General features: G+C 70.7%; 18 protein-coding genes and 1 pseudogene. 8 read left to right on the top strand and 11 right to left on the bottom strand.

Annotated elements, in window-relative coordinates:
* Nucleotides 1-39: 39 nt before the first annotated feature.
* The 3 genes from I4J89_RS37380 to I4J89_RS37370 all read right to left on the bottom strand — a co-directional run bounded on the left by I4J89_RS37380 (nt 40) and on the right by I4J89_RS37370 (nt 5,200).
* Entirely contained in the window at nt 40-1,872 is a 1,833-nt protein-coding gene (locus I4J89_RS37380) for a matrixin family metalloprotease (protein WP_196418912.1), read from the bottom strand.
* Between the two features lie 104 nt (nt 1,873-1,976).
* The gene (locus I4J89_RS37375; protein WP_196418911.1) at nt 1,977-3,182 is read right to left on the bottom strand and encodes a DUF1444 domain-containing protein; all 1,206 of its coding nucleotides are present in this window, start codon (nt 3,180-3,182) and stop codon (nt 1,977-1,979) included.
* A gap of 29 nt (nt 3,183-3,211) precedes the next feature.
* Nucleotides 3,212-5,200, bottom strand: coding sequence for an MDR family MFS transporter (locus I4J89_RS37370; protein ID WP_196418910.1), 1,989 nt, complete (start codon nt 5,198-5,200; stop codon nt 3,212-3,214).
* A 98-nt stretch (nt 5,201-5,298) separates the two neighbouring features.
* On the opposite strand from I4J89_RS37370, the pseudogene I4J89_RS50255 reads away from it, so the two are divergent.
* A pseudogene (locus tag I4J89_RS50255) lies at nt 5,299-5,601 on the top strand (SDR family NAD(P)-dependent oxidoreductase); the annotation flags it as partial.
* A gap of 87 nt (nt 5,602-5,688) precedes the next feature.
* On the opposite strand, the gene I4J89_RS50250 reads toward I4J89_RS50255, so the two are convergent.
* Nucleotides 5,689-6,231, bottom strand: a complete 543-nt coding sequence (locus I4J89_RS50250) for a TetR/AcrR family transcriptional regulator (RefSeq protein ID WP_309238636.1) — start codon at nt 6,229-6,231, stop codon at nt 5,689-5,691.
* Between the two features lie 241 nt (nt 6,232-6,472).
* On the opposite strand from I4J89_RS50250, the gene I4J89_RS37360 reads away from it, so the two are divergent.
* Nucleotides 6,473-7,486: a hypothetical protein gene (locus I4J89_RS37360; protein ID WP_196418908.1), complete on the top strand. Its 1,014-nt coding sequence runs from the start codon at nt 6,473-6,475 to the stop codon at nt 7,484-7,486.
* A gap of 51 nt (nt 7,487-7,537) precedes the next feature.
* Here the strand turns inward: I4J89_RS37360 and I4J89_RS37355 are convergent, their stop codons facing one another.
* From I4J89_RS37355 to I4J89_RS50245, 5 genes are all read right to left on the bottom strand, one after another.
* Nucleotides 7,538-7,834 carry a MoaD/ThiS family protein gene (locus I4J89_RS37355; protein ID WP_196418907.1) on the bottom strand — a complete coding sequence of 99 codons (297 nt, stop codon included), beginning with the start codon at nt 7,832-7,834 and terminating at the stop codon, nt 7,538-7,540.
* A complete protein-coding gene (locus I4J89_RS37350) occupies nt 7,831-8,946 on the bottom strand; it encodes a WD40/YVTN/BNR-like repeat-containing protein (protein WP_196418906.1) in 1,116 nt (371 codons plus the stop codon). Before I4J89_RS37350 ends, I4J89_RS37355 begins: the two co-directional genes overlap by 4 nt.
* 89 nt (nt 8,947-9,035) lie before the next feature.
* Nucleotides 9,036-10,577 (bottom strand): GAF domain-containing protein, encoded by a 1,542-nt coding sequence (locus I4J89_RS37345; RefSeq protein WP_309238635.1) that lies wholly within the window; start codon nt 10,575-10,577, stop codon nt 9,036-9,038.
* Between the two features lie 126 nt (nt 10,578-10,703).
* Nucleotides 10,704-11,999: a hemolysin family protein gene (locus I4J89_RS37340; protein ID WP_196418904.1), complete on the bottom strand. Its 1,296-nt coding sequence runs from the start codon at nt 11,997-11,999 to the stop codon at nt 10,704-10,706.
* 96 nt (nt 12,000-12,095) lie between these two features.
* Nucleotides 12,096-12,506, bottom strand: coding sequence for an FAD-binding protein (locus I4J89_RS50245; protein WP_230860258.1), 411 nt, complete (start codon nt 12,504-12,506; stop codon nt 12,096-12,098).
* 299 nt (nt 12,507-12,805) lie between these two features.
* On the opposite strand from I4J89_RS50245, the gene I4J89_RS37330 reads away from it, so the two are divergent.
* Nucleotides 12,806-14,029 carry a DUF2278 family protein gene (locus I4J89_RS37330; RefSeq protein ID WP_309238634.1) on the top strand — a complete coding sequence of 408 codons (1,224 nt, stop codon included), beginning with the start codon at nt 12,806-12,808 and terminating at the stop codon, nt 14,027-14,029.
* A gap of 134 nt (nt 14,030-14,163) precedes the next feature.
* Here the strand turns inward: I4J89_RS37330 and I4J89_RS37325 are convergent, their stop codons facing one another.
* Nucleotides 14,164-14,739: a TetR/AcrR family transcriptional regulator gene (locus I4J89_RS37325; protein ID WP_196418902.1), complete on the bottom strand. Its 576-nt coding sequence runs from the start codon at nt 14,737-14,739 to the stop codon at nt 14,164-14,166.
* 141 nt (nt 14,740-14,880) lie between these two features.
* Here I4J89_RS37325 and I4J89_RS37320 point away from each other — a divergent pair, with 141 nt between their 5' ends.
* The 5 genes from I4J89_RS37320 to mdlC all read left to right on the top strand — a co-directional run bounded on the left by I4J89_RS37320 (nt 14,881) and on the right by mdlC (nt 20,633).
* Nucleotides 14,881-16,446, top strand: a complete 1,566-nt coding sequence (locus tag I4J89_RS37320; RefSeq protein ID WP_196418901.1) for a CocE/NonD family hydrolase — start codon at nt 14,881-14,883, stop codon at nt 16,444-16,446.
* Nucleotides 16,447-16,578: 132 nt separating this feature from the next.
* Nucleotides 16,579-17,547 carry an ABC transporter substrate-binding protein gene (locus tag I4J89_RS37315; RefSeq protein ID WP_196418900.1) on the top strand — a complete coding sequence of 323 codons (969 nt, stop codon included), beginning with the start codon at nt 16,579-16,581 and terminating at the stop codon, nt 17,545-17,547.
* 1 nt (nt 17,548) lies between these two features.
* Complete coding sequence (locus I4J89_RS37310; RefSeq protein ID WP_196418899.1) at nt 17,549-18,307, top strand: ABC transporter permease; 759 nt, start codon at nt 17,549-17,551, stop codon at nt 18,305-18,307.
* Nucleotides 18,304-19,083 carry an ABC transporter permease gene (locus tag I4J89_RS37305; protein ID WP_196418898.1) on the top strand — a complete coding sequence of 260 codons (780 nt, stop codon included), beginning with the start codon at nt 18,304-18,306 and terminating at the stop codon, nt 19,081-19,083. The genes I4J89_RS37310 and I4J89_RS37305 overlap by 4 nt, the downstream gene beginning before the upstream one ends.
* The gene (gene mdlC / locus I4J89_RS37300; protein WP_196418897.1) at nt 19,080-20,633 is read left to right on the top strand and encodes a benzoylformate decarboxylase; all 1,554 of its coding nucleotides are present in this window, start codon (nt 19,080-19,082) and stop codon (nt 20,631-20,633) included. The genes I4J89_RS37305 and mdlC overlap by 4 nt, the downstream gene beginning before the upstream one ends.
* Here the strand turns inward: mdlC and I4J89_RS37295 are convergent.
* Nucleotides 20,613-21,383 (bottom strand): ABC transporter ATP-binding protein, encoded by a 771-nt coding sequence (locus tag I4J89_RS37295; protein WP_196418896.1) that lies wholly within the window; start codon nt 21,381-21,383, stop codon nt 20,613-20,615. The two genes, mdlC and I4J89_RS37295, sit on opposite strands and share 21 nt — an antisense overlap.
* Between the last annotated feature and the right edge of the window lie 3 nt (nt 21,384-21,386).

The following is a 21,386-nucleotide window of genomic DNA, read 5'->3' as shown; positions in this document are numbered from 1 at the left end:
GGGCAACTTCCGATCCCGTCACCCCCGCGAACCAAGAGTTCAGAATCCCCAGGAGATCAGCTTGAGGCTGGAGTTCGCCGCGCGTACCGCGGTGACCAGGCTGTCCCCGCGCGGCACGACAAGCGTGGGCAGGGTGGCCGCGCCCGCCTGGTTGCCGCTGTCGCCGTAACGCGTCACCGTACCGTCGGCCCGGGTCTGCCATGCGATGACCTTGAGGTTGCCGTCCTCGGTGACCACCGCGGTGGCCAGGCGCCCGCCGGGCGCCGGCCCGAGATCGTGGCCGTTGGAGGTGCCGGCGAGACTGCCGCTGTCGCTCAGGCGCTGGATCACGCCACTGGTACGCACCCGCCAGGTGATCAGCTTCAGCGAGCCGTTCGCCGCGCGGACCGCGGTGACCGCGTTGCCGTGCGGATCCATGGTGACCTTGACGAAGCGGCTGTCGCCGGCCTGTTCGCCGCTGTCACCGAGGCGCTGCACGGTGGTGTCGGTGACCCGCCAGAGGATCAGCTTCAACGTGTCCGAGGCGGTACGCACGGCGGTGAGCAGCAGCCCGTTGTCGACCACGGCGACGTCCAGGTCCCGGATCTCGCCCGCCTGGCCGCCGCTGTCGGCGCGCCGCTCGAACGACTCGTCGGGCCGCCGGGTCCAGGTGATCACCTTGAGGTTGCCGCTGCCGTCCTGGCAGGCGGTGGCCCAGAGCGTCGAGCTCATCTGCGCGATCTTGATGAGGTCGGCGGTTCCGGCCTGCTCGCCGCTGTCACCGTGCCGCTGGATGCCACTGCCGTCGTTGGCGACGTCCCAGCCGATCAGCTTCAGCTGGCCGGCCGCGGTGCGCACCGCGGTGACCATCTCATCCGGTCCGGCCAGGGCGATATCGATGGACCGCGCCGCGCCGGCCTGCTCGCCGCTGTCGGCGGTACGCAGCAGCGACCCGTCCGTGCGCAGCTCCCAGGCGATCAGCTTCAGCGTGCCGGCCTGGGTGCGTACCGCGGTGACCAGCCGGCGGCCGCGCTCCGGTGCGACCGCGGCGATCTCGCCGACGAACCCGGCCTGCGAGCCGCTGTCCCCGAGCCGCACCAGCGCCGGGTAGAGCCGGCGGATGCCGTCGATGTCGTCCTGGGTGAGCTGCCGGCGTTCCCCGCCGTAGGAGGCGAACATGACCGCGCCGGCCACTGTGGAGTGGTCCAGCCCGAGCAGGTGCCCGATCTCGTGCAGGGCCACCGTCTCGGTGTCGCGCTGCTGGCCGCCGTGCGCCAGCGCCCAGGTCTCGGCGTCGTCGTAGTGCAGGGCGCCGGCGTTCGCACCACCGCAGGGCGGCGGGTAGAAGGCGTGCGCCAGGGTGTTGCCGACGCCGTCGAAGGCCGAGCCGTCACCGTGCGCACCGGTGAACCAGCCGACCACGAAGTCGGCGTTGGCCGCCGTGGTCAGCGTGAAGCTGACGCCGCGCAACACGGACGCCCAGGTGTTGAAGGCGCGCTGCACGGCGGCCCGCTCGTCGTCGCCGGTGATGTCACCGGTCCCGTTGGCGAACCGGAAGGTCAGCGCGAGCCGGTTGTAGCTGCATCCGCGCAGCACGAACTCGGCGGACTCACCGCGGTGGGTCGCCGCCACCGTGGGCACGTCCGGTACGCCGCAGCGGGGCCGTTCCAGCGCCTCCTGAGTGGACGGGTCGAGGTAGCCGGTCTCCTCCACGCCGTACACATGCTGGAACGACCGCAGCGCGTCGCTTGTCGGCTGGTCGAGCTTGCCGGGCTCGATCGTGGTCGTCAGGTAGCCGAACCGGGTCAGGTACTTCTGCACCTTGGCGATGTCCGGATGTTCCTGACCTTGGTGGACTTCCTTGGCTTCGAGGGTGAATCGTCGTTCTGCCATGCGGCCGACGCTCCTCGCGTAGTGACCGTGGTCACAACAGCAGAACGTGCTCACTGTCTGTCAAATCACGGCCACAATCTGCTAGCCCGGCGGGACGGGCCGGCTCAGTCGATCTCGTGATGGCGTAACTCGGCCAGGACGGCGGGCGGCGGCCAGTCGTCCACCCGGTAGCGGGACGGCGCCAGGATCGGCTCCGGCCGCAACCCGGTCGTCTCCTCGACCACATGCCACGGCACCCGGAACTGGACACTGTCGGCGCGGGCGAAAGCGACCGAGTCGGCGCGCGGCAGCAGTGTGCTGGCGCCCTCGATCCAGGTCGCGATGGTCTCGGCCGGTCCGCCGCCGGGCGGCTCGACCGCGATCAGCCGGCCGACGTGCACGTCGACGCCGGCCTTCTGATACTGCTCGGCGAGCCAGTCGGTCTGGTTCGAATACTCGGTGAGGGCGAGCACGGCGTCGGCGCGGCGGGCGGCGGCGTGGTGCGGGTGACCGGGCGGTGGCGCGTAGGGCACGGCCGGGCCACCGGCGCCGGCCACGTAGGCGACCGGCGACAGGTATCGCACCGCCTCCTGGAAGGCCTTCTCGACGAGCGCGTACAGCTGGTCGGCGCCGTCGTCGGGCAACGGGGCGAGCAGCAGCGTGTTGTTGTCCGGGGCGAAGGCGAGCACCGGGGCACCCATCCGCTCGCCCACCTCGGCGAGCCAGCCGGGAGTGAGCAGCAGCGAGGTGAAGTAGCCGTCACCGTCGTCGATCATCCGGACCACGCTGGGGCCGCCGGGCCAGGGCTGCTCGAGGGAGTGACGGGCGATCTCGGCGAGGTTGTCGCGGGCCGCGGTGAAGACGTCCTCGGCGGTGACGCCCCACTCGTCGAGCCGGTCCGGGATGACGTAGGCCATCGCGTCCGGGGTGTCGATCACGATGAGTTCGCGCAGGAAGGGCATCGCGGGGCGGGACAGCGGCGGGCGCAAGCCGACCGGTCCGGCGACGCCGAACGTCACCGGGCGCACCACGGGACGCAGCTTCGGGCGTACCGAATCCCAGGTGTCCTCGGGCGGCGGAGCCGCCATCAGCCGGACCAGCCTGGCCAGCCGTTCCCGGCGCTCGGCCGGGGTGGCGTCGAGGGTCTCCCGGTAGACGTTGGACAGGTAGAGGCGTGCTGGACCGGCTCCGCCGGCTCGGTGGATCGCGATGGCGAACTCTTCCGGCTGGTAGACCGCGTGTTCCACCCCGGGGGTGCGACGCGCCACCCGGAGGGCGAGCTGGGCGAACCGGCGCTGCGGTGAGCCGATGAACCTGTCCAGCATTCCCATTGGAGGACAGTATCGAACCGAGATGAAGATCAAGAGAGTCGTTGCTCGTCGACCAGCCGGGTAGCGACCTTGCCCAGCGCCTCGTCGAGCAGCGCCCGGTCCTGCGGATCAGTCATGGTGATGTCGTCGAGGTGGGCGTCGAGCCACCCGCGCCAGGCATCCCAGACCCGTTCGAACTGTTCCTCCCCGGCCTCGGTCAGATGGATCGTGTCGCCCTCCAGCCGGGCGTATCCGGCCTGGCAGAGGTCGGCGAACGCGGGCCGCAGCACCTCGGCCGGCATCCGGTACCGGCCGGCGATCTCGGGCAGTTCGGCCCGGCCGCGGGCCGCGGTGTGCAGGTGCGTCTGCCCCATGGCCCAGGCCTGGGACGGGCTCAGCGCGGCGCCGGACTCCGCCAGAACGTTCTCCAGCCCCACCCCGCCGCGGCGGATCGTGTCGCTGATCTGTCTCTCCAGCTGACTGACCCGGTCGTCGGAGGCGGGCGGCGAGAAACCCTCGCCGACGTCGGTGGCGTGCGCCCGGGCACTGTCGCGCAGCGGCAACTCCTTGAGGAACCAGGCGACCAGGAAGCCCAGCAGGGCGACCGGGACGACCCAGCGGAAGACGTAGTTGATCGCGTCCGCGTAGGCCGCGATGATCGGCCCGGCCAGGGCCGGATCGAGGGCCTTGAGCGCGGCCGGTTCCTGTGCGGTCGCGGCCGGTACGCCGGTGGTGGCCAGCGCACCACCGAGCTCCGACTCGAGGCGGCCGGTGTAGAGGCTGCCGAAGACCGCGGTGCCGAAGGAGCTGCCGAGCGTACGGAAGAACGTCACCCCCGAGGTCGCGGTGCCCAGGTCGGCGTAGGGCACGGTGTTCTGCACGACGATCGTGAGCACCTGCATGGACAGCCCGATCCCGGCGCCGAGCACGAACATGTAGAGGGACTCCAGCCAGGTGCTGGTGCTCGCGTCCATGGTCGACATCAGGTAGAGCCCGATCGTCATCACCGCGCCACCGGCGATCGGGAACACCCGGTACCGGCCGGTGCGGCTGACCAGGTTGCCGGAGAGGATCGAGGTGACGAAGAGACCGGCCACCATGGGCAGCGTGCGCACACCGGACGCGGTGGCCGAGACACCGTCCACGTATTGCAGATAGGTGGGCAGGAACGTCATCGCGCCGAGCATCGCGAACCCGACGATGAAGCTGAGCGTGGAGCAGACGGTGAAGACCGAGTTGCCGAACAACCGCATCGGCAGCATCGGCTCCTCGGCCCGCAGCTCGACCAGCACGAACCCGGCGAACAGCGAGATCGAGGCGGCGAACAGACCGAGGATGATCGGGGACGTCCAGGCGTACTCCTTGCCGCCCCACTCCAGGGCCAGGATCATGCTGGTCGCGCCGCCGGCGACCAGCCCGATGCCGGCGTAGTCGATGATCGGGCGGGCGGCGGAGCGGATCGACGGGATGGCCCGGGCCGCCATCACGATCACCACCGCGGCCACCGGCACGTTCACGTAGAACGCCCACCGCCAGCTCAGATGGTCGGTGAACAGGCCGCCCAGGGTGGGACCGACCACCGTGGTGATGCCGAAGACCGCGCCCAGCGCGCCCTGGTACCGGCCGCGGTCGCGCAGCGGGATGACGTCGGCGATCAGCGCCATCGCGGTGACCATCAGACCGCCGCCGCCGATGCCCTGCAGCGCCCGGGCGGCGACCAGCATCAGCATGTCCTGGGCGACACCGCACAGCGCCGAACCGACGACGAAGACCACCGCACTGACCTGGAAGACCACCTTGCGGCCGAAGAGATCGCCGAACTTGCCGGCCAGCACCGTGGCGACCGTCTCGGCCAGCAGGTACGCCGTGACGACCCAGGACATGTGCCCGGCCCCGCCGAGGTCCGCCACGATCGTCGGGAGCGCGGTCGACACGATCGTCTGGTCCAGCGCGGCCAGCAGCATCCCCAGCAGGATCGCGACGAAGACGATGTTGGTCTGTCGCTTGCTCAGCACGGCCGGTGCGGTGGCGGTGGCCATGATCCTCAGTCTTCCGGGCGGCGGACCGGGATGTGGCGGCTATCCGAAATCGCCGAAGTAAACTAAGTTAACTTCGGCATCCCCGCAGCTCAGGAAAGGTGTATGGTCGCCCTCAGCCAGGGCAAGATACCGGGGACGCCATCTGGGAACGCGTCTTCGCGGTCAACGTGGACGGCGTCTTCCGGCTGACCCGCGCCGTCGTACCGGCCATGCTGGCGGCCGGCCGCGGCGCCATCGTCAACGTCGCCTCCGAGGCCGCGCCGCGCGGCAACGCCGCCGGGGTCGCCTACACCGCCTCGAAGCACGCGGTCGTCGGCATCACCAAGAACACCGCGTTCATGTACGGCCCGCAGGGCATCCGCACCAACGCGGTCGCGCCCGGCGGCGTCGCCACCGGCATGGCCCAGCCGCCGAACGCCTCCGCCTTCGGTCAGGGCCGCACCGGCCCGTTCCTGCGCCTCATCCCGCCGGCTGGTCGGTGCAGTAACTCAGGGCGTCAGCACCTGCTGGAGCAGAGCGCCGTACCGGACCACCAGCTCACGGTTGTCGGCGGCGAGCAACGCCTCGTCGCCGACCACCCAGAGCGCGTAGAGCAGCCCGCCCACCACCGCCACCGCGAGCCGGGCCCGCAGATCGGCATCCGGTCCGCTGAGCCGCGCCCGCACCGGTCCGACGAACGTCCGCTCGTGGATCTGCTGCAATCGCGCCTTGATCTGCTCCTCGTTGCTGCCGCGCACCAGCGCCAGATAGACCCCGCGGATGTCGTCGTCGGCGAGCAGCACCTCGACGAACCGCTCCCCGAACCCCTCCAGCGGCACGTCCAGCAACGGCTCGTCGTCGATGCTCAGGTGCATCGTCTCCAGGAACAGCAGTTCCTTCGTACCGAAATGCCGGATCACCAGCGCCGGGTTACTGCGGGCGAGCGCGGCGATGTCGCGCACTGACGTGCGCGCGAAACCCCGCTCGCGGAACAGCCGGGTAGCAGCGTTGCGGATCTCCTCCCGCGTCGCTCCCCCGGTGCGCCTGGTCACGCATCAAATCGTAGGGGTACGCGTATCGGCCGTCCCGCCGGATTCAGCCCGTCCCCGGACCGCGCACGCGGCCGGTCAGCCCGTCCCGGCCCCAGCGCGACCGCCGGGAAACACCGCGCCCTAACCCCTCGGGGCCAATCCCGGGACGTCAGCAGCCGGATTCCCCCGAACGAGGAAGACGCCCGCATCTCTCGTGCTCAGCTAGCCGGAGTCATTGGCATTTACACGAGAAAGGTATGACATGCGCAAGGCGACACGAAGCCTGACCATCGCCGGCCTCGGGCTGCTTGCCGGTGCGGCGTTCGGGGCGAGCCCCGCCATGGCCGCACCCGGCAACCCACCGCCGCAGAGCACCGACAACGCCGTCGGGCAGTACGACACGCAGCAGGCATGCAAATCGATCAGCAGTCTCGGCGCCAGTCTCGGGCTCTGGGACCGGCACGATTGCGCGACCGCCTTCCACGGCGTACGTCGGGTCTTCGTTCTCTACGCCGAATTCGACACCGCGACCCCGCCGGCCGGGCCAGGCCAGCCCAGCGGGTCGGAGACGCCGAGCGGTCCGGGAACGCCCGGTGGGCCGGCAACGCCAGGTCAGCCGGGGACGCCGGACGGGACGGCCCCCGGTGACGCGCCCACGGACATGACGCCGCCTACCGACACCACGCCGCCGACGGACGCCGGCACCACCACGCCGGGCACCACCGAGCCCGGTACCACCACTCCGGGTACGACCACTCCGGGCACCACTGAACCCGGTACCACCACTCCAGGCACGACCGAACCGGGCACCACCACACCAGGCACGACCGAACCGGGCACCACCACTCCAGGCACGACCGAACCGGGCACCACCACACCAGGCACGACCGAACCGGGCACCACCACACCAGGCACGACCGAACCGGGCACCACCACACCAGGCACGACCGAACCGGGCACCACCACTCCGGGTACCACCGCTCCGGGCACCACCGAACCGGGCACCACCACTCCGGGCACCGCTGAACCCGGCACCACCACTCCGGGCACAACTGAACCGGGCACCACCGCACCCGGCACCACCGAGCCGGGCACGGGAACCGCCGCCGGAGTCACCGACACCGACGCCACGACCGACACCAGCAACGCCGACGTGGCTCAGACCAGCAACGCCAGCGTGGCTGACACCAGCACGACCGATACGGCCAGCACCGGCCCGGACGCCACCAGCACGGCCGGCGCGGGCACTACCGACGCTGTGACCGCGACGCCTTGAACCGGCGTTCTGACGGCGGCCGGGATGATCGCCCGGCCGCCGACCGCCGGATCAGCCGCCGGCCATCGCGCCGACTATCAGGAACGGTTCCTCGCCCTTGACGACCCGGTCGGGCAGGGGCGCGTCCGGTGACTCGTTCGACAGGTCCTCCTCGCAGGCGAAGAACCGGACCAGCGGCCGCCGCTGCCCGGTCCGCCGATCCCGCATCGTGCCGCGCAGCATCGGGTAGCGCTCCTCCACCGCGTCGAGCACCAGCCGCTGGGTGACCTCGCCGCCGACCTCGACCCGCACCTCGCCGCTGACCTGGGCGAGGGTCCGCAGGTGCGGTGGCAGCACCACCCGGATCACGGCAGCACCTGAACTTCCACCGACAGCACCGGCGGCAGGTCGCGGACGATCGCCTGCCACGTGTCCCCGCTGTCCGCAGACGCGTACACCTGGCCGCCGCTGGTGCCGAAGTAGATCCCGCACTCGTCGAGCGTGTCCACCGCCATCGCGTCCCGCAGCACGTTGACGTAGCAGTTCTCCTGCGGCAGGCCGGCCGTCAGCGGCTCCCACTCCTCGCCGCCGGTCCGGCTGCGGTAGACCCGGAGCTTGCCCTCCATCACGTAGTGCAGCGAGTCGCTGGTGATCGGCACCACGTACAGCGTCTCCGGCTCGTGGGCGTGCACCGCGATCGGGAAGCCGAAGTCGGTCGGCAGGTTCCCGCTGATCTCACGCCAGTTCGCACCCGCGTCGTCGGTACGCATGACGTCCCAGTGCTTCTGCATGAACAGCGTCTCCGGCCGGGACGGGTGCATGGCGATCCGGTGCACGCAGTGCCCGACCTCGGCGCCCTGCTCGGCGATGCCCTCGGAGACGAGACCGCGGTTGATCGGCAGCCAGCTGGCCCCGCCGTCGTCGCTGCGGAACGCTCCGGCCGCCGAGATCGCCACGTAGATCCGATCCGGGTTCACCGGGTCGAGGATGATCGTGTGCAGACACAGACCCCCGGCGCCGGGCTGCCACTTGGGCGCCGACGGGTGCGTACGCAACCCGGTCAGCTCCTCCCACTTCTGCCCGCCGTCGGTCGACTTGTAGAGCGCGGCGTCCTCGGCTCCGGCGTAGACGACGTCGGGGTCGGTGCGTGACGGCTCGAGATGCCAGATCCGCTTGAACTCCCAGGGCCGGGGTGTCCCGTCGTACCACAGGTGGTCGCCGACCTCGCCGGAGTAGACGAAGTCGTGGTCGACCTGACTCCAGGACTTACCGCCGTCGTCGGACCGCTGGATCAGTTGACCGAACCAGCCGCCCGACTGCGACGCGTACAGCCGGTCCGGGTCGGCCGGCGAGCCGTTGACGTGGTAGATCTCCCAGCCGCCGAAGTGCGGGCCGTCGACCGTCCAGTCCTGGCGCCGACCGTCCGAGGTCAGGATGAATGCGCCCTTGCGGGTGCCGACCAGCAACCGAACTCCGCTCATCTTCCACTCCCTCCATAGCCGTATGGACGCATCATCGTCCATCTAGGCGTAGGCGTGGGGGCTTCGGACGAACGTTCGACCGGATCGGGTCAGCCTTGCAGTGCCCGGGCCATCTCGGCCTGCTCGCCCAGCACGTCGTTCATCCGGGCCTGGACACTGTCCATCTTGCCGATCGTCTCGCTGGTGGTGTGGATACCGGCCGCCACCGTCTGCGCGCTGGCCTGGATGCCGGCGATCTGGGCGGCGACCTTCTGGGTGGCCTCGGCGGTCTCCCGGGCCAGTTCCTTGACCTCGCCGGCGACGACCGCGAAGCCCTTGCCGCTCTCGCCGGCCCGCGCCGCCTCGATGGTGGCGTTAAGTGCGAGCAGGTTCGTCTGCTCGGCGATCGACTCGATGATCTTGATGACGTCACCGATCGCGGCCGACGCCTGTCCCAGCGCCGCGACCTCGGCGGTCATCGCCGACGCCCGGTCCACCGCCTGCTCGGCGACCGAGGTGGCGTCACCGCTGGCGCTGCGCAGCCGCTCCACTGTGTCCAGTAGCGCGCGAGCGTTCGTCGCCGCCCGCTCGGCGCCCCGCATCACGTCGAGCCGCTGTGAGACCAGCTGCTGCACGTTGCGCAGTGCCGCGGCCCGCGACTCGGAGAGGTCGATGTATTCGGTGGTGAAGAAGTCCATGGTGCCGACGATCCGGTCACCGCTCATGATCGGGAAGCAGACTCCCGAGCGGACGCCGGCCCGCTGTGCCGCGGGCGCCCGTACGCAGTCGGTCAGCTCCGCCAGGTCGCGGACGAAGATTAGATCCTTCGCCCGCCAGGCCCGGCCGGAGAGGCCGGTTCCCTCAGCGAACGTGGCCGCCAGGGTGACCCGGCGGAACTCGTCACCGGCCGAGCCGGACTCGAGCTGGAACTTCAGCACGTTGTCGTCCGGGTCCACCTCCCAGTACGAGCCGTACGCCCAGCCGAAGGCGGTCCGCACGCTGTCCAGGGCGCTGCGAATGGCGCTCTGGCTGTCCGGCGCGTTACCCAGCCTGGTGACGACGGTGGTCACCGCGATCCGGTCGTCGGCCACCTGACGCAGCTCGGCCGCGCTCACCGCGCTGGCCCGGGACCGCTCGGCGATCCGGGCGATGGACGCGAACTTCTCCCGCCGCGCGGCGTCCAGGTAGAGCGGGTGCGCGGAGTAGTACTCGAGGACGGCGTGCACCTCGGTGCCCTTGGTCACCGGCAGCACGACCGCGCTCGCCATGCCGGCCTGCTGCGCCGCCTGGCAGCGCCGGCAGTCACCGCACTCGGCGAGCGACTCGACGTAGACCGCGTTGCGCGACCGGTACGCCTTGCCCACCAGGCCTCCGTCGCCGGCCAGTGTCGTGCCACCGGTCGCCGACTTCAGCTGCGGGGTGATCCGCCCGGTCTCGTGCAGCAGGTGCAGCTTGCCGTCCGGCTGCGGGATCCAGACCGCGCCGTAGCCGAAGCCGTAGGACTCGACCGTGCTGGAAACCGTGATTCGCCAGGCGGTGGTCTCGTCGATCGCCGATTCGAGGGCGAGGACGAGATCCTCCAGGGCCTCCACGTCGCGGGGCGTGGGACGGGTGACTTCCGGGCTCACCGGCCGGGAACCGAACAACCGCACGCTGTATCTCCTCGTCACCACACCAGCCGGACGCCGGGTAACAGACATATCGCTCGATCACGCGGAGATTGAGGCATGCGGTCCCCGGTCCGGGCCCGGACGAGGAGACGCCAGGCCCGGACCGGATCAGACCGCTACGTCCTCCGCCGGCAGTTCGGCCAGCGGGCGCAGCCGCAGCCTGGTGATGGCCCGGCCGGTGATCTCCACGACCTCGGCGGTGTGCCCGTCGATCGCCACCGTCTCGCCCGGCTCCGTCGGGATGTGACCCAGGCGCGCCAGCACCAGCCCGGCGACCGTGGTGTAGTCGCCCGCGTCCAGCTCCTCGATGTCGACACCGATGTCCGGCAGGTCGTGGATCGGGAAGGTGCCGGGCAGCAGCATCGCCCCGTCGTCCTCACGAATGACCGACTGCACGTCGCGGTCGGTCTCGTCGTAGATCTCGCCGACGATCTCCTCGACCAGGTCCTCCATGGTAACGATGCCGTCGATCGCACCGCGCTCGTCCACCACCAGGGCGAACTGCTGGCGCTGGACCCGCAGCTGCCGCATCGCGTCGGAGACCTTCAGCGTCTCCGGCAGGAAGAGCGGGGTGAACATGTAGCCGTTGACCGGCCCATCGGCGCCGATCAGGTCGCGCAGGTGCACCACGCCGAGCACGTCGTCGAGACCCATCGGCCCGGTGACCGGGGCCCGCGAGTGCCCGCCGGCGACCAGCCGGTCCAGGGCCTCGGGCGCGGGCGTGTCGGCCGGCAGGACCAGCACGTCGCGGCGGGGCACCAGGATCTCCCGCAGGATCCGGTCGGCGATCTCGAACGCTCCGGAGATGATGGTGCGCTGCTCAGCGGTGAAGTCCTGCTGCTGCGCGACCATGTCGCGGATCTCCTCGGTGCTGACCTCCTCGCGGCCCGCGTCGGGGTCGCCGCCGGTCAGCCGTACCACCAGGTCGGTGGACTTGCCGAGCAGCCAGTTCACCGGCCGGGAGAGCGTGGCGAGGACGTCCAGCGGCCGGGCGACGAGCATCGCCCAGCCCTCGGCGCGCTGCATGGCGATCCGCTTCGGCGCCAGCTCGCCGACCACCAGAGTGAAGAAGGTCAGCACGATGGTGATCAGGAGGATCGCCACCGGCTCGGCGGCCGTGCCGAGAAAGCCCTCCAACGGCTTGATCAGCGGCTGGGCCAGCGTGGTGGCCGCGGCGGCCGAGGCCAGGAACCCGGCCAGGGTGATACCGATCTGAATGGTGGCCAGGAACCGGTTCGGGTCCCGGGCCAGCTTGGCGAGTGTCCGGCCGGTGCGGGACTGCCGCTCCAGACGTTGCAACTGGCTCTCCCGCAGCGAGATCAGTGCCATCTCGCTTCCGGAAAATGCCGCGTTGAGCAGCACAAGCACTACGACGAGGACAACTTGCCACCCGTATCCGCCCACGGCGGAAATCAACTCCTTCGCTGACAGAGATGCGAAGTTCCCAGCCTACCCAGGAATGCTGGGAGCCATTCCCAGGTGGGCTGGGGCCGATGTTCGTCACATGGTGGCGGCCGCTTTGACGCGGGCGGCGGCGTCCCGGCCGGCCCGGTAGCCGAAGACCACCGCCGGCGCGATGGTCGAGCCCGGCCCGGGGTAGGTGCGGCCCATCACCGAGGCGGTGGTGTTGCCGGCCGCGTACAGGCCGGTGATCTGGTCGCCGCCGGCGCCGACGGCACGGCCCTCGGCGTCGGTGAGCAGGCCACCCTTGGTGCCCAGGTCGCCGGGGACCAGCTGGACGGCGGTGAACGGGCCCTTCTCGAGGGTGCCGAGGTTCGGGTTCGGTTTGACGGTCGGGTCGCCGTAGTAGTTGTCGTAGACCGTGCGGCCCCGGCCGAAGTCCTCGTCGACACCGCTGCGGGCGAAGCCGTTGAACCGCTCGACCGTGGCGCGCAGCTTCGCCGGTTCCATGCCCAGCTCGGTGGCCTCGCGCCGGTCACCGCGCCGGCCTCATCGGTGATCAGCCCGGTGAGCGGGGTGTTCAGCAGGATCTCGACGCCCTGCTTCACCAGGATGGTCAGCATGCTGGCGGTGAGCGCCGAACCGAGGCCGAACAGCCGCTTGCCACAGACCAGCCCGAAGAGCGTGCGGAACACGAAGCGGGCGCCGCGGACGAAGCCGTCCGGTGTGGACCAGGCGCGGGACAGCAACCAGACGTCGTCGGTCTTGAGCGGGGCGGGCAGGCTGTCGCGGCCGGCGTCGTCGACCTGGTGGTGGAGTACCGCCGGCTCTCCGCGGTGCTCAGCTTCGACCCGGTGGTCAGCCGCCTGGTCCGGCAGCATCCCGCGATGGCCGCGATTCACCGGGTCGTCGCGCCTGCGGCGCCATTTACTGACAACGGCCGCGCGCACATTACGCCTTCGGGTGTCGCCGGGCTGACGGACAGCACCGGAAAAGCGGCGTTGACTGTTTTCATGCCGCTGAAAAGATACGGTGTGCTACGGGCCGCCGTCATCGACCGCCGGATCGAGACCACCGACACCCCGCATTACCAGATCCATTTGCGGGCAGCCGGTGTCGATTACCGCGCGGCCGTCAACGTACGCTCCCAGCAGTCCCCGCCGGACCTGCTCTACCTGGGGATCAACCCGTTCATCCACCCGGTCACCGACCGGCTCCGCGGCCTGAGCGACGGTTTCACCGAACTGGAGAGCCGCACCGGCGGCGCCGCACTCGACTATATTCGCGGAAATCTATTTCAACGCGATCAGATGCGTCCCGTTCCGACCACCGCGCCCGGCCCGGAGAACGATCTCGGCGATTTCCTCGATCATTTCGTCCGGCGCGCACTCGGCGATTCCGACGCCCGCGCATATGTCTTCGGCGAGGCCTGGGGACCGGAGCGGAACAAGCCCGACAAGATCTTCGGATTCCGGCCCGGCAACGGCATCCACGACGTGCACATGAACCAGGGCAACGCCGGCCGCTTCGCCGGCGACAACGGCGTGCACCAGGACGGCGCCCTGCTGCTGCATTTCCCGGCGGCCGACGAGTGGGTGGCGATCTTCCTGGCCTTCCAGTCCCAGGTCTGGCACACCGACGACATCACCGGCCACCCGCTGCCCGAGGTCACCCGACCCGGCCCGGCGCCGACCCCCGGCCCCGGCGAGCCCGACCACCTGGTCCGCATCCTCGCCGCCCTGGTCAACCCGCCCGGCCCGGCACCCGAACCGGAGACCGTCACGCTGCTGAACGCCTCGCCCGGCGAGATCGACCTGACCGGCTGGTCCCTGATCGGCCAGCCACCCGGCCGCCAGGACCTGGACGGCCGCCTCCCGGCCGGCGCGACCCTCCAGGTCCGCGTCGCACCACCCCTGCAACTGAGCAACCGCGGCGGCGCACTCACCCTGCTGAACGCCGCCGGCCTCAAGGTGGACGGCGTCGCCTACACCGCCACCCAGGCAAGCCGGGAAGGCTGGACGATCATCTTCTAGAACCTCCGGGGTACGCGTTCGCACCGCCCCGCCGAATCGGACCGTCCCGCCGCTCCCGCGCGCGGTCCGCCCGGGCCGGCGCCCCAGCGCGACCGCCGGGAAAAGCACGGGCCGGCCCTGCGAGGACCTAAGCGTCAGTCGGCGGCGCCGGCCCGGAACACCCCGTCGAGCATGAGGTCGATCGAGCGGTCGGCGGCGGCTCGGGCGGCCGCCACGTCGGCGGCCGCCTCGGTCACGCCCTGGACCATGGTGAGCAGCAGCGCCAGGTCCTCGGGAACCAGGTCGGCCCGCACGTACCCGTGCTCGCGGGCCCGCCTCAGCGGCACCGCGAAGGCGGCGATCACCCGCTGCCGGTACCGCTCCTGCACGGCGGGTTCGAGGCGGCGGACCAGGCTGACCAGGCCACGCATCTCGATCTGGTGATGCAGCACCTCACGCAGCAGGCTGCGGAACTCGGCCGGGTGCTGCGCGTGCGCGACCACCCGCGCGTCCAGCAGGTCCAGCTGATAGCTGAGCACGGCCGCGAGCAGGGCGTGCCGGTCGGCGAAGTGCCGGTACAGGGTGGCCTGGCCGACGCCGGCCCGGCGGGCGATCTCCGGCATCAGGGCGACCACGTCGCCTCCGGCCAGCACCTCGCTCGCGGCCTCCAGGATGGCCGCCCGGTTGCGCTGGGCGTCTCGGCGACGCGCGGTCGGGGCTCCGTAAAGCACGCTCACCCCCTTGGCTACCGACGAGTCACGTTACTAGTCGGTAACGAGAATGTCACCATCTTCAAATTCTCGGAACCGCTTCCTACGCTGCCGCCACGACGCGTCGCCATATTCACATCCGTCCATTCCCGAGGAGTGCGCATGGCGCCTCGCCGTTGGTTCACGCTGCTCGCCGCCCTGCTCCTGGCGGCCACCACATTGATCGGAATCGCCGGGCCCGCGCAGGCCGCCGTGGCCACCACCGGATTCAAAGCCGTCGACATCACCGGCGGCGACGGCGTGATACTCAAGGCCAACGTGATCGGCCCGGCCACCGCCGGCCGACATCCGGCGGTCGTCCTGCCGTCCAGCTGGGGCCTCAACGACCTGGAGTACCTCGCTCAGGCCAAGGTGCTCGCCGGGCGCGGGTACGTGGTCGTCTCGTACACACCCCGGGGCTGGTGGCTCTCCGGCGGCGAGATCGACACGGCCGGGCCGAAGGACATGGCGGACCTGTCCAAGGTGGTGGACTGGACGATCGCGAACACCGCGGCGGACCCGGCCCGGATCGGGGCGGCCGGCATCTCGTACGGTGCCGGGATCAGCCTGCTCGGCTCGGCCTTCGACCCGCGGATCCGCGCCGTCGGGGTGCTCAGCGGCTGGACCGACCTGGTCTACTCGCTGTACGCCGACTCGACCCGGCACCGCCAGTCGGCCGGCCTGCTCGAACTGGCCGCGCAGATCGTCGGCAAGCCCAGCGCGGACCTGACCGACAAGATGGCCGACTTCAACGCCAACCGTGACGTGGCCGAGGTGATGGCCTGGGCGAAGGTACGCTCCGCCACCAGCTACGTCGACGCCATCAACGCCAACCGCCCGGCCGTGCTGATCGCCAACGCCTGGGGCGACACGTTCTTCCCGCCGAACCAGATGGTCGACTTCTACGGCCGGCTGACCACGCCCAAGCGCCTCGAACTGCGGCCCGGCGACCACGCCATCGCCGAGCTCACCGGCGTGCTGGGCCTGCCCAACGACGTCTGGACCAGCCTGTACGCGTGGCTCGACCAGCACCTCAAGGGAACCGGCTCCACCGGTCCGAACCCGGTCCAGGTCAAGCCGCTCAACGCCTCGTACGAGTCCTACCCGGACTGGTCGGCGCTGACCGGCACCGACCGCCGCTACGGCCTCGGCCGGATCCGCCTGCTGGACGGCACCGGCCTGCTCGGCGGCAACCCGAGCAGCGGCTGGACCAAGAGCATCCCCACCGACAAGGACACCGTCGCCGGCGGCGGGATCGTGCTGATCACCAACGGCGCGGCCGCGATCACCGGTGAGCAGCCGAAGATCTGGCTGCCGTTCGTGGACCGGGGCAAGGCCGGTGTCTGGGCCGCCGAGCGCCCGTCCACGGTCCAGAAGATCCGCGGATCCGCCAAGCTGCACCTGGAACTGTCCGGCGCCGAGTCCAAAGGCACCGTGGTGGCCTACCTGTACGACCTGGACGCGGTCGGCAACGCCAAGCTGATCACCCACGCGCCGGCCACCTGGCTCAGCGGCGGCGGCTCACGCGACGTCGACCTGAGGTTGCCGGCCACCGCGTACGACCTGCCGGCCGGGCACTCGCTGACGCTGGTGATCGACACGGTCGACCCGCTCTACTACGAGGAGAACGCGTCCGGCGATGCGATCACCGTGGGCGGCGGGTCCTACCTGGACGTTCCGCTGCGGTAGCCGAGGGTGACCACCTGCCCGGGCCCGGCGGCCGCGCTGCGGCCGGAACCGGGCAGGTGGTCGCGTCGTAGTCCGGTGACCATGCCGGAATCGTACGATTCAAAGATCGATAAACTCCGATATGGTGCCTGCATGAGCCGGACCGGAAAGCTCTCGCTCGTGCTTGTTCTCCTCGCCGCCCTGGCGGCCGCCTGCGGCGACGACACCGCGTCGGACCAGGGCGGCAACGGCCTGGAGAAGTCCACCATCAACGTCGCGATGCTGGCGCTGGTGGTCAACGCGCCCTATTACATCGCCGTGCAGGAGAAGCTCTTCGAGGCCGAAGGCCTGACCGTGCGCACCCAGCCGGTGCAGCAGAGCACCCAGGCCTATCCGGCGCTGAAGACCGGCGACGTCGACGTGGTGTTCGCCAATAACGCGTCGATGCTGCTCGGGCACGACAAAGGCGACCTGCGGATCAATCTGGTCGCCGAGGGCAGCCGGCTCACGCCGAAGTTCATGGGCGTGCTGGTGATGCCGGACTCGCCGATCACCGACATGAAGGGTCTGGAAGGGCGCAGCCTCTCGGTGCACGTGCTCAACAACATCCAGGCGATCACCTTCGACGCGATCGCCGCAGCCGGCGGGGTCGATCCGGCGAAGCTGCGATACCGGCAGGTGGTCTTCCCGCAGATGGCGGCCACCATGCAGAAGGGCGACCTGGACGCCATACATACCCAGGAGCCGTTCCTCACCGACACGATCCGCAAACTCGGCGCCCGGATGGTCGCCGACGGCGGCGCGGTGCCCGCCACCGACCTCCCGCTGGACGGCTACTTCTCGCTGGACACCTGGACGAGGCAGAATCCGCGGACCGCCGCCGCCTTCCAGCGGGCGATCCAGAAGGCCTCGCTGATCGCCGCCGACCGGGCGCGGGTCGAGGCGATCCTGCCGACGTACGCGCGCGGCATCGACCCGGCCGTGGCGAAGGCGATGACCATGCCGGCCTTCGGCACCTCGGCCAGCGCCGAACGGATGCAGCAGCTGATCGACCTGATGGTTGAGCAGAAACGCCTGACCAACAAGATCGACGCCGGCACGATCGTGTTCCAGCCGTCCTGACATGCGTCTGGCCACCGTCGCGCGCGGTGCGGCCGGGATCGCCCTGGTGATCACGGCGAGCGAGGCGCTGGGCCGGGCCGGCATCGTGCACCGGGACTTCCTGCCGCCGGCCTCGGTGATCCTCGCCCGGGCCGGCGAGCTGGCGTTCGACCCGCTCTTCCGCGCGGACGTGACCGCCACCCTCACTGCCTGGGCCCTCGGCCTGCTCATCGCGATCGGCATCGCCGTTCCGCTCGGCCTGGTCCTGGGCACCATCCCGGCGGTGTCCCGGGCCGTCACCACGATCGTCGAGTTCCTCCGGCCGATCCCGTCGGTGGCGCTCATCCCGCTCGTCGCGATGCTGCTCGGCACCGGCCTGGAGATGCGGCTCACGGTGATCGTGTACGCCTCGGTCTGGCCGATCCTGTTCAACACGATCTACGGGCTGCGCGAAGTCGACCCGCTCGCGAAGGAGACGTTGCGGGCGTTCGGGTTCGGCCGGATCGCCGTCCTGCTGATGGTCTCGTTGCCGGCCACCGCGCCGTTCGTCGCCACCGGCGTGCGGATGGCCGCCGCGGTCGCGCTGATCCTGGCGGTGACCGCGGAGATGTTCGGCGGGTTCGGTTCGGGCATCGGCATCTTCATCGCCCAGGCCTCGAACTATCCGGGCGGCATCGACGACACCCTGGCGGCCACGGTCTGGGCCGGCGCACTCGGGCTGACCATCAACGGCCTGCTCTGGCAGGGCGAGCGGCGAATGTTCCGGTGGGCGTACCGATGATCCTCTCGCGACGCGGCCGCCCGGGTGCCCTGAACCGCTTCCTGCAACGCTGGCTGGTCTTCCTCGGCTGCCTGCTCGCCTGGCAGCTCGCCGCCTCGGCCGCCACGGATCCGTTCTTCCCGCCGCCCTCGACGATCCTGCGGCAGCTGCTGGACCTGTTCCGCGCCGGCGCGCTCACCACCGACGTGCTGCCCAGCCTGGCCCGGCTCGGGCTGGGCTTCCTGCTCGGCTCGCTGGCCGGCGCCGTCCTGGGCATCGCGATCGGCCGGTCCCGGTGGGCCTACGAGCTGCTCGATCCGGTGCTCCAGTTCTTCCGGGCCATACCGCCACCCACCCTGGTCCCGGTCTTCATCGTGCTGTTCTCGCTCGGGCCGGCCATGCAGGTCGCGTCGATCGTCTTCAGCGTGCTGTGGCCGGTGCTGCTCAACACCGCCGACGGCGCCCGCACCGTGGAACCGCTACAGATCGAGACCGCGCGCGCGTTCCGGCTGACCGCCGCGGAACGCCTCGGGTTCGTCATCCTGCCGGCCACGCTGCCGAAACTCTTCGCCGGGCTACGGCTGGCCCTCTCCCTGTCCCTGATCCTGATGGTCTTCTCCGAGTTGCAGCCCGGCGCGGCCGACGGCATCGGCTTCCGGCTGCAGGAGGCCACGACCCGATTCGACTACGAGACCGTCTGGGCGGCGATCGTGCTGCTCGGCGTCCTCGGATACCTGCTCAACGCCCTGCTCCAGGCGGTGGAGCGGCGGGTGCTCGCCTGGAGGTCCGACACATGAGCACGGTCCGCGAGACGTTCTTCGACGTGTGCCGGGACGCCGGCCTGACCAGGTGGTTCGGCAATCCCGGCTCGACCGAGCTGCGCATGCTGCGGGACTGGCCGGACGACTTCGACTACGTGCTGGCACTCCAGGAGTCGTCGGCGGTCGGCGTGGCCGCCGGGTACGCCATCGCCACCGGCGGGCCCGCGCTGGTCAGCCTGCATTCGGCGGGTGGGGTCGGGCACGCGCTGGGCGCGGTGTTCAACGCGTACCGGGATCGGGTGCCGCTGATCGTGGTGGCCGGGCAGCAGACCAGGGCGATGCTGCCGACCAGGCCGTTCCTCTCCGCCGACGAGCCGGCCACCTTCCCCCGGCCGTACGTCAAATGGAGTCACCAGCCGGAGCGCGCGGCGGCCGTACCCACCGCCCTGGCCGAGGCCGTACGCGTGACACTCGCCCCGCCCCGCGGCCCGGTCTTCCTCTCGGTCCCGGAGGACGACTGGGATGCCCCGGCGGATCCGGTGCCGCAACGATCGGTGCACTCCGACTTCACCGCCTCACCCTCGGCGCTGCGTCTCGTTGCCGACGCCTTGGACAGTGCCCGCACGCCGGCCATCGTCGCCGGCCCCGGCATCGACGAGGACGGGGCGTGGGCGGAGATCGTCGCGCTCGCCGAGAAACTGCGGGCGGCCGTGTGGGCGGCGCCGATGCCGAGCCGGGCCGCGTTCCCCGAGGATCATCCGCTCTTCCAGGGCTATCTGCCGCCGGTCCGGTCGTCGATCGCGTCGCTGCTCGGCGGCAACGACGTGGTGCTGGTGGTCGGCGCTCCGGTCTTCACCTACCACGTGCACACCGAAGGGCCGGTCGTCGCCGCCGGCACCCGCCTGTTCCACCTGGACTGCGACCCGGCGGCGGCCGCCTGGGCAGCGGCCGGCACCTCGGTGCTGACCACCGTGCGGGCCGGAGTCGCCGCACTGGTCCGGCAGGTCAGGCCCGCGGCCCGGCCGGCACCGCCCGTACGCTCCCGGCCACCCGCTCCCGCCCTGGCGGATCCGCTCACCGCCGCGGCCGTGCTGGCCTGTCTGCACCCGATGGAGTCGGTGCTGGTGGAGGAGGCGCCCTCGCACAAGGACACCCTGCACGAGCAGATCCCGATCACGCGCCCGAACAGCTACCTGACCACCGGTAGCGGTGCACTCGGCTGGGGCCTGCCGGTCGCGGTCGGGCGGGCACTCGCCGGTGAACGGGTGATCTGTGTGGTCGGCGACGGTTCCAGCCTCTACTCGATCCAGGCGCTCTGGACGGCGGCCCGGCGCCGGGCACCGCTCACCGTGATCGTGCTGAACAACCGCGGTTACGAGGCGGTGTCCGCGCTGGGCCGCCGGATCGGCGTCACCTCGCTGCCGGGGGTGGCCCTGCCCGATCTGGATCTGGTCTCGCTGGCCCGCGGTTTCGGCTGCGAGGGCGAACGGGTGACACGGGCCGCGGACCTGCGCAAGGCGCTGTCGCACGACGGCCCCTATCTGGTGGACGTCGAGGTCACCACGTCAGGCGGTGCGCTCTACTGAACCCTTGCCGCGTACCAGCCGCCCCACCTCCGAGCGCAGCGCCACGAACTCCGGCGACTCCCGCGTGGCGATCTGCTCCCGCGGGCTCGGCAGCGGCACCGGCAGGTCGGCGCGCACCCCACCCGGCGACCCGCCGAACACCACCACCCGGTCACCCACGTACACGCTCTCGTCGATGTCGTGCGTGACCAGCAGGATCGTCATCCCGAACCGCCCGCGGATCGCCAGCAGCAGATCCTCCAGCTCCTCGCGGGTCTGCGCGTCCACCGACCCGAACGGCTCGTCCATCAGCAGCAGCCTCGGCCGGAAAGCCAGCGCCCGCGCGATCGACACCCGCTGCTGCATCCCGCCGGACAGCTGCCACGGATGCTTACCCGCCGACTGCCCCAGCCCCACCGACTCGAGCGCGTCCGCTGCCGCCGCCCGCCGCTGCGCCCGGGCCATTCCACGCCGGCGCAGCGGAAGTGCCACGTTGTCCCGGACGGTCAGCCACGGATAGAGCGATCGGCTGTAGTCCTGGAACACCACCGCCAGCCCGTCCGGCACACCGTCGATCGGCTCGCCGTCCAGCCGGATCTCACCGTCCGCCGGCCGTTGCAGCCCGGCCACACAGCGCAGCAGCGTCGACTTACCGCACCCGGACGGTCCGACGATGCTGACCAGCGTGCCCTCCTCGACCCGTAGATCGACGGCACGGATCGCCACGTGCCCGTCGGGATAGGTGTGGGTGAGCCCTCGGACCTCCAGCATCCA

It is taken from the genome of Actinoplanes aureus, from assembly GCF_015704865.1.
Classification (GTDB): Bacteria; Actinomycetota; Actinomycetes; order Mycobacteriales; family Micromonosporaceae; genus Actinoplanes; species Actinoplanes aureus.
This window is presented reverse-complemented; position numbering and strand designations above follow the sequence as displayed.

Coding starts and splice junctions, on each gene's coding strand:
- I4J89_RS37380 (WP_196418912.1), bottom strand. CDS start 1,872: ATGGCAGAACGACGATTCACCCTCGAAGCCAAGGAAGTCCACCAAGGT.
- I4J89_RS37375 (WP_196418911.1), bottom strand. CDS start 3,182: ATGGGAATGCTGGACAGGTTCATCGGCTCACCGCAGCGCCGGTTCGCC.
- I4J89_RS37370 (WP_196418910.1), bottom strand. CDS start 5,200: ATGGCCACCGCCACCGCACCGGCCGTGCTGAGCAAGCGACAGACCAAC.
- I4J89_RS37360 (WP_196418908.1), top strand. CDS start 6,473: ATGCGCAAGGCGACACGAAGCCTGACCATCGCCGGCCTCGGGCTGCTT.
- I4J89_RS37350 (WP_196418906.1), bottom strand. CDS start 8,946: ATGAGCGGAGTTCGGTTGCTGGTCGGCACCCGCAAGGGCGCATTCATC.
- I4J89_RS50245 (WP_230860258.1), bottom strand. CDS start 12,506: ATGGAACCGGCGAAGCTGCGCGCCACGGTCGAGCGGTTCAACGGCTTC.
- I4J89_RS37320 (WP_196418901.1), top strand. CDS start 14,881: ATGGCGCCTCGCCGTTGGTTCACGCTGCTCGCCGCCCTGCTCCTGGCG.
- I4J89_RS37315 (WP_196418900.1), top strand. CDS start 16,579: ATGAGCCGGACCGGAAAGCTCTCGCTCGTGCTTGTTCTCCTCGCCGCC.
- I4J89_RS37310 (WP_196418899.1), top strand. CDS start 17,549: ATGCGTCTGGCCACCGTCGCGCGCGGTGCGGCCGGGATCGCCCTGGTG.
- I4J89_RS37305 (WP_196418898.1), top strand. CDS start 18,304: ATGATCCTCTCGCGACGCGGCCGCCCGGGTGCCCTGAACCGCTTCCTG.
- mdlC (WP_196418897.1), top strand. CDS start 19,080: ATGAGCACGGTCCGCGAGACGTTCTTCGACGTGTGCCGGGACGCCGGC.
- I4J89_RS37295 (WP_196418896.1), bottom strand. CDS start 21,383: ATGCTGGAGGTCCGAGGGCTCACCCACACCTATCCCGACGGGCACGTG.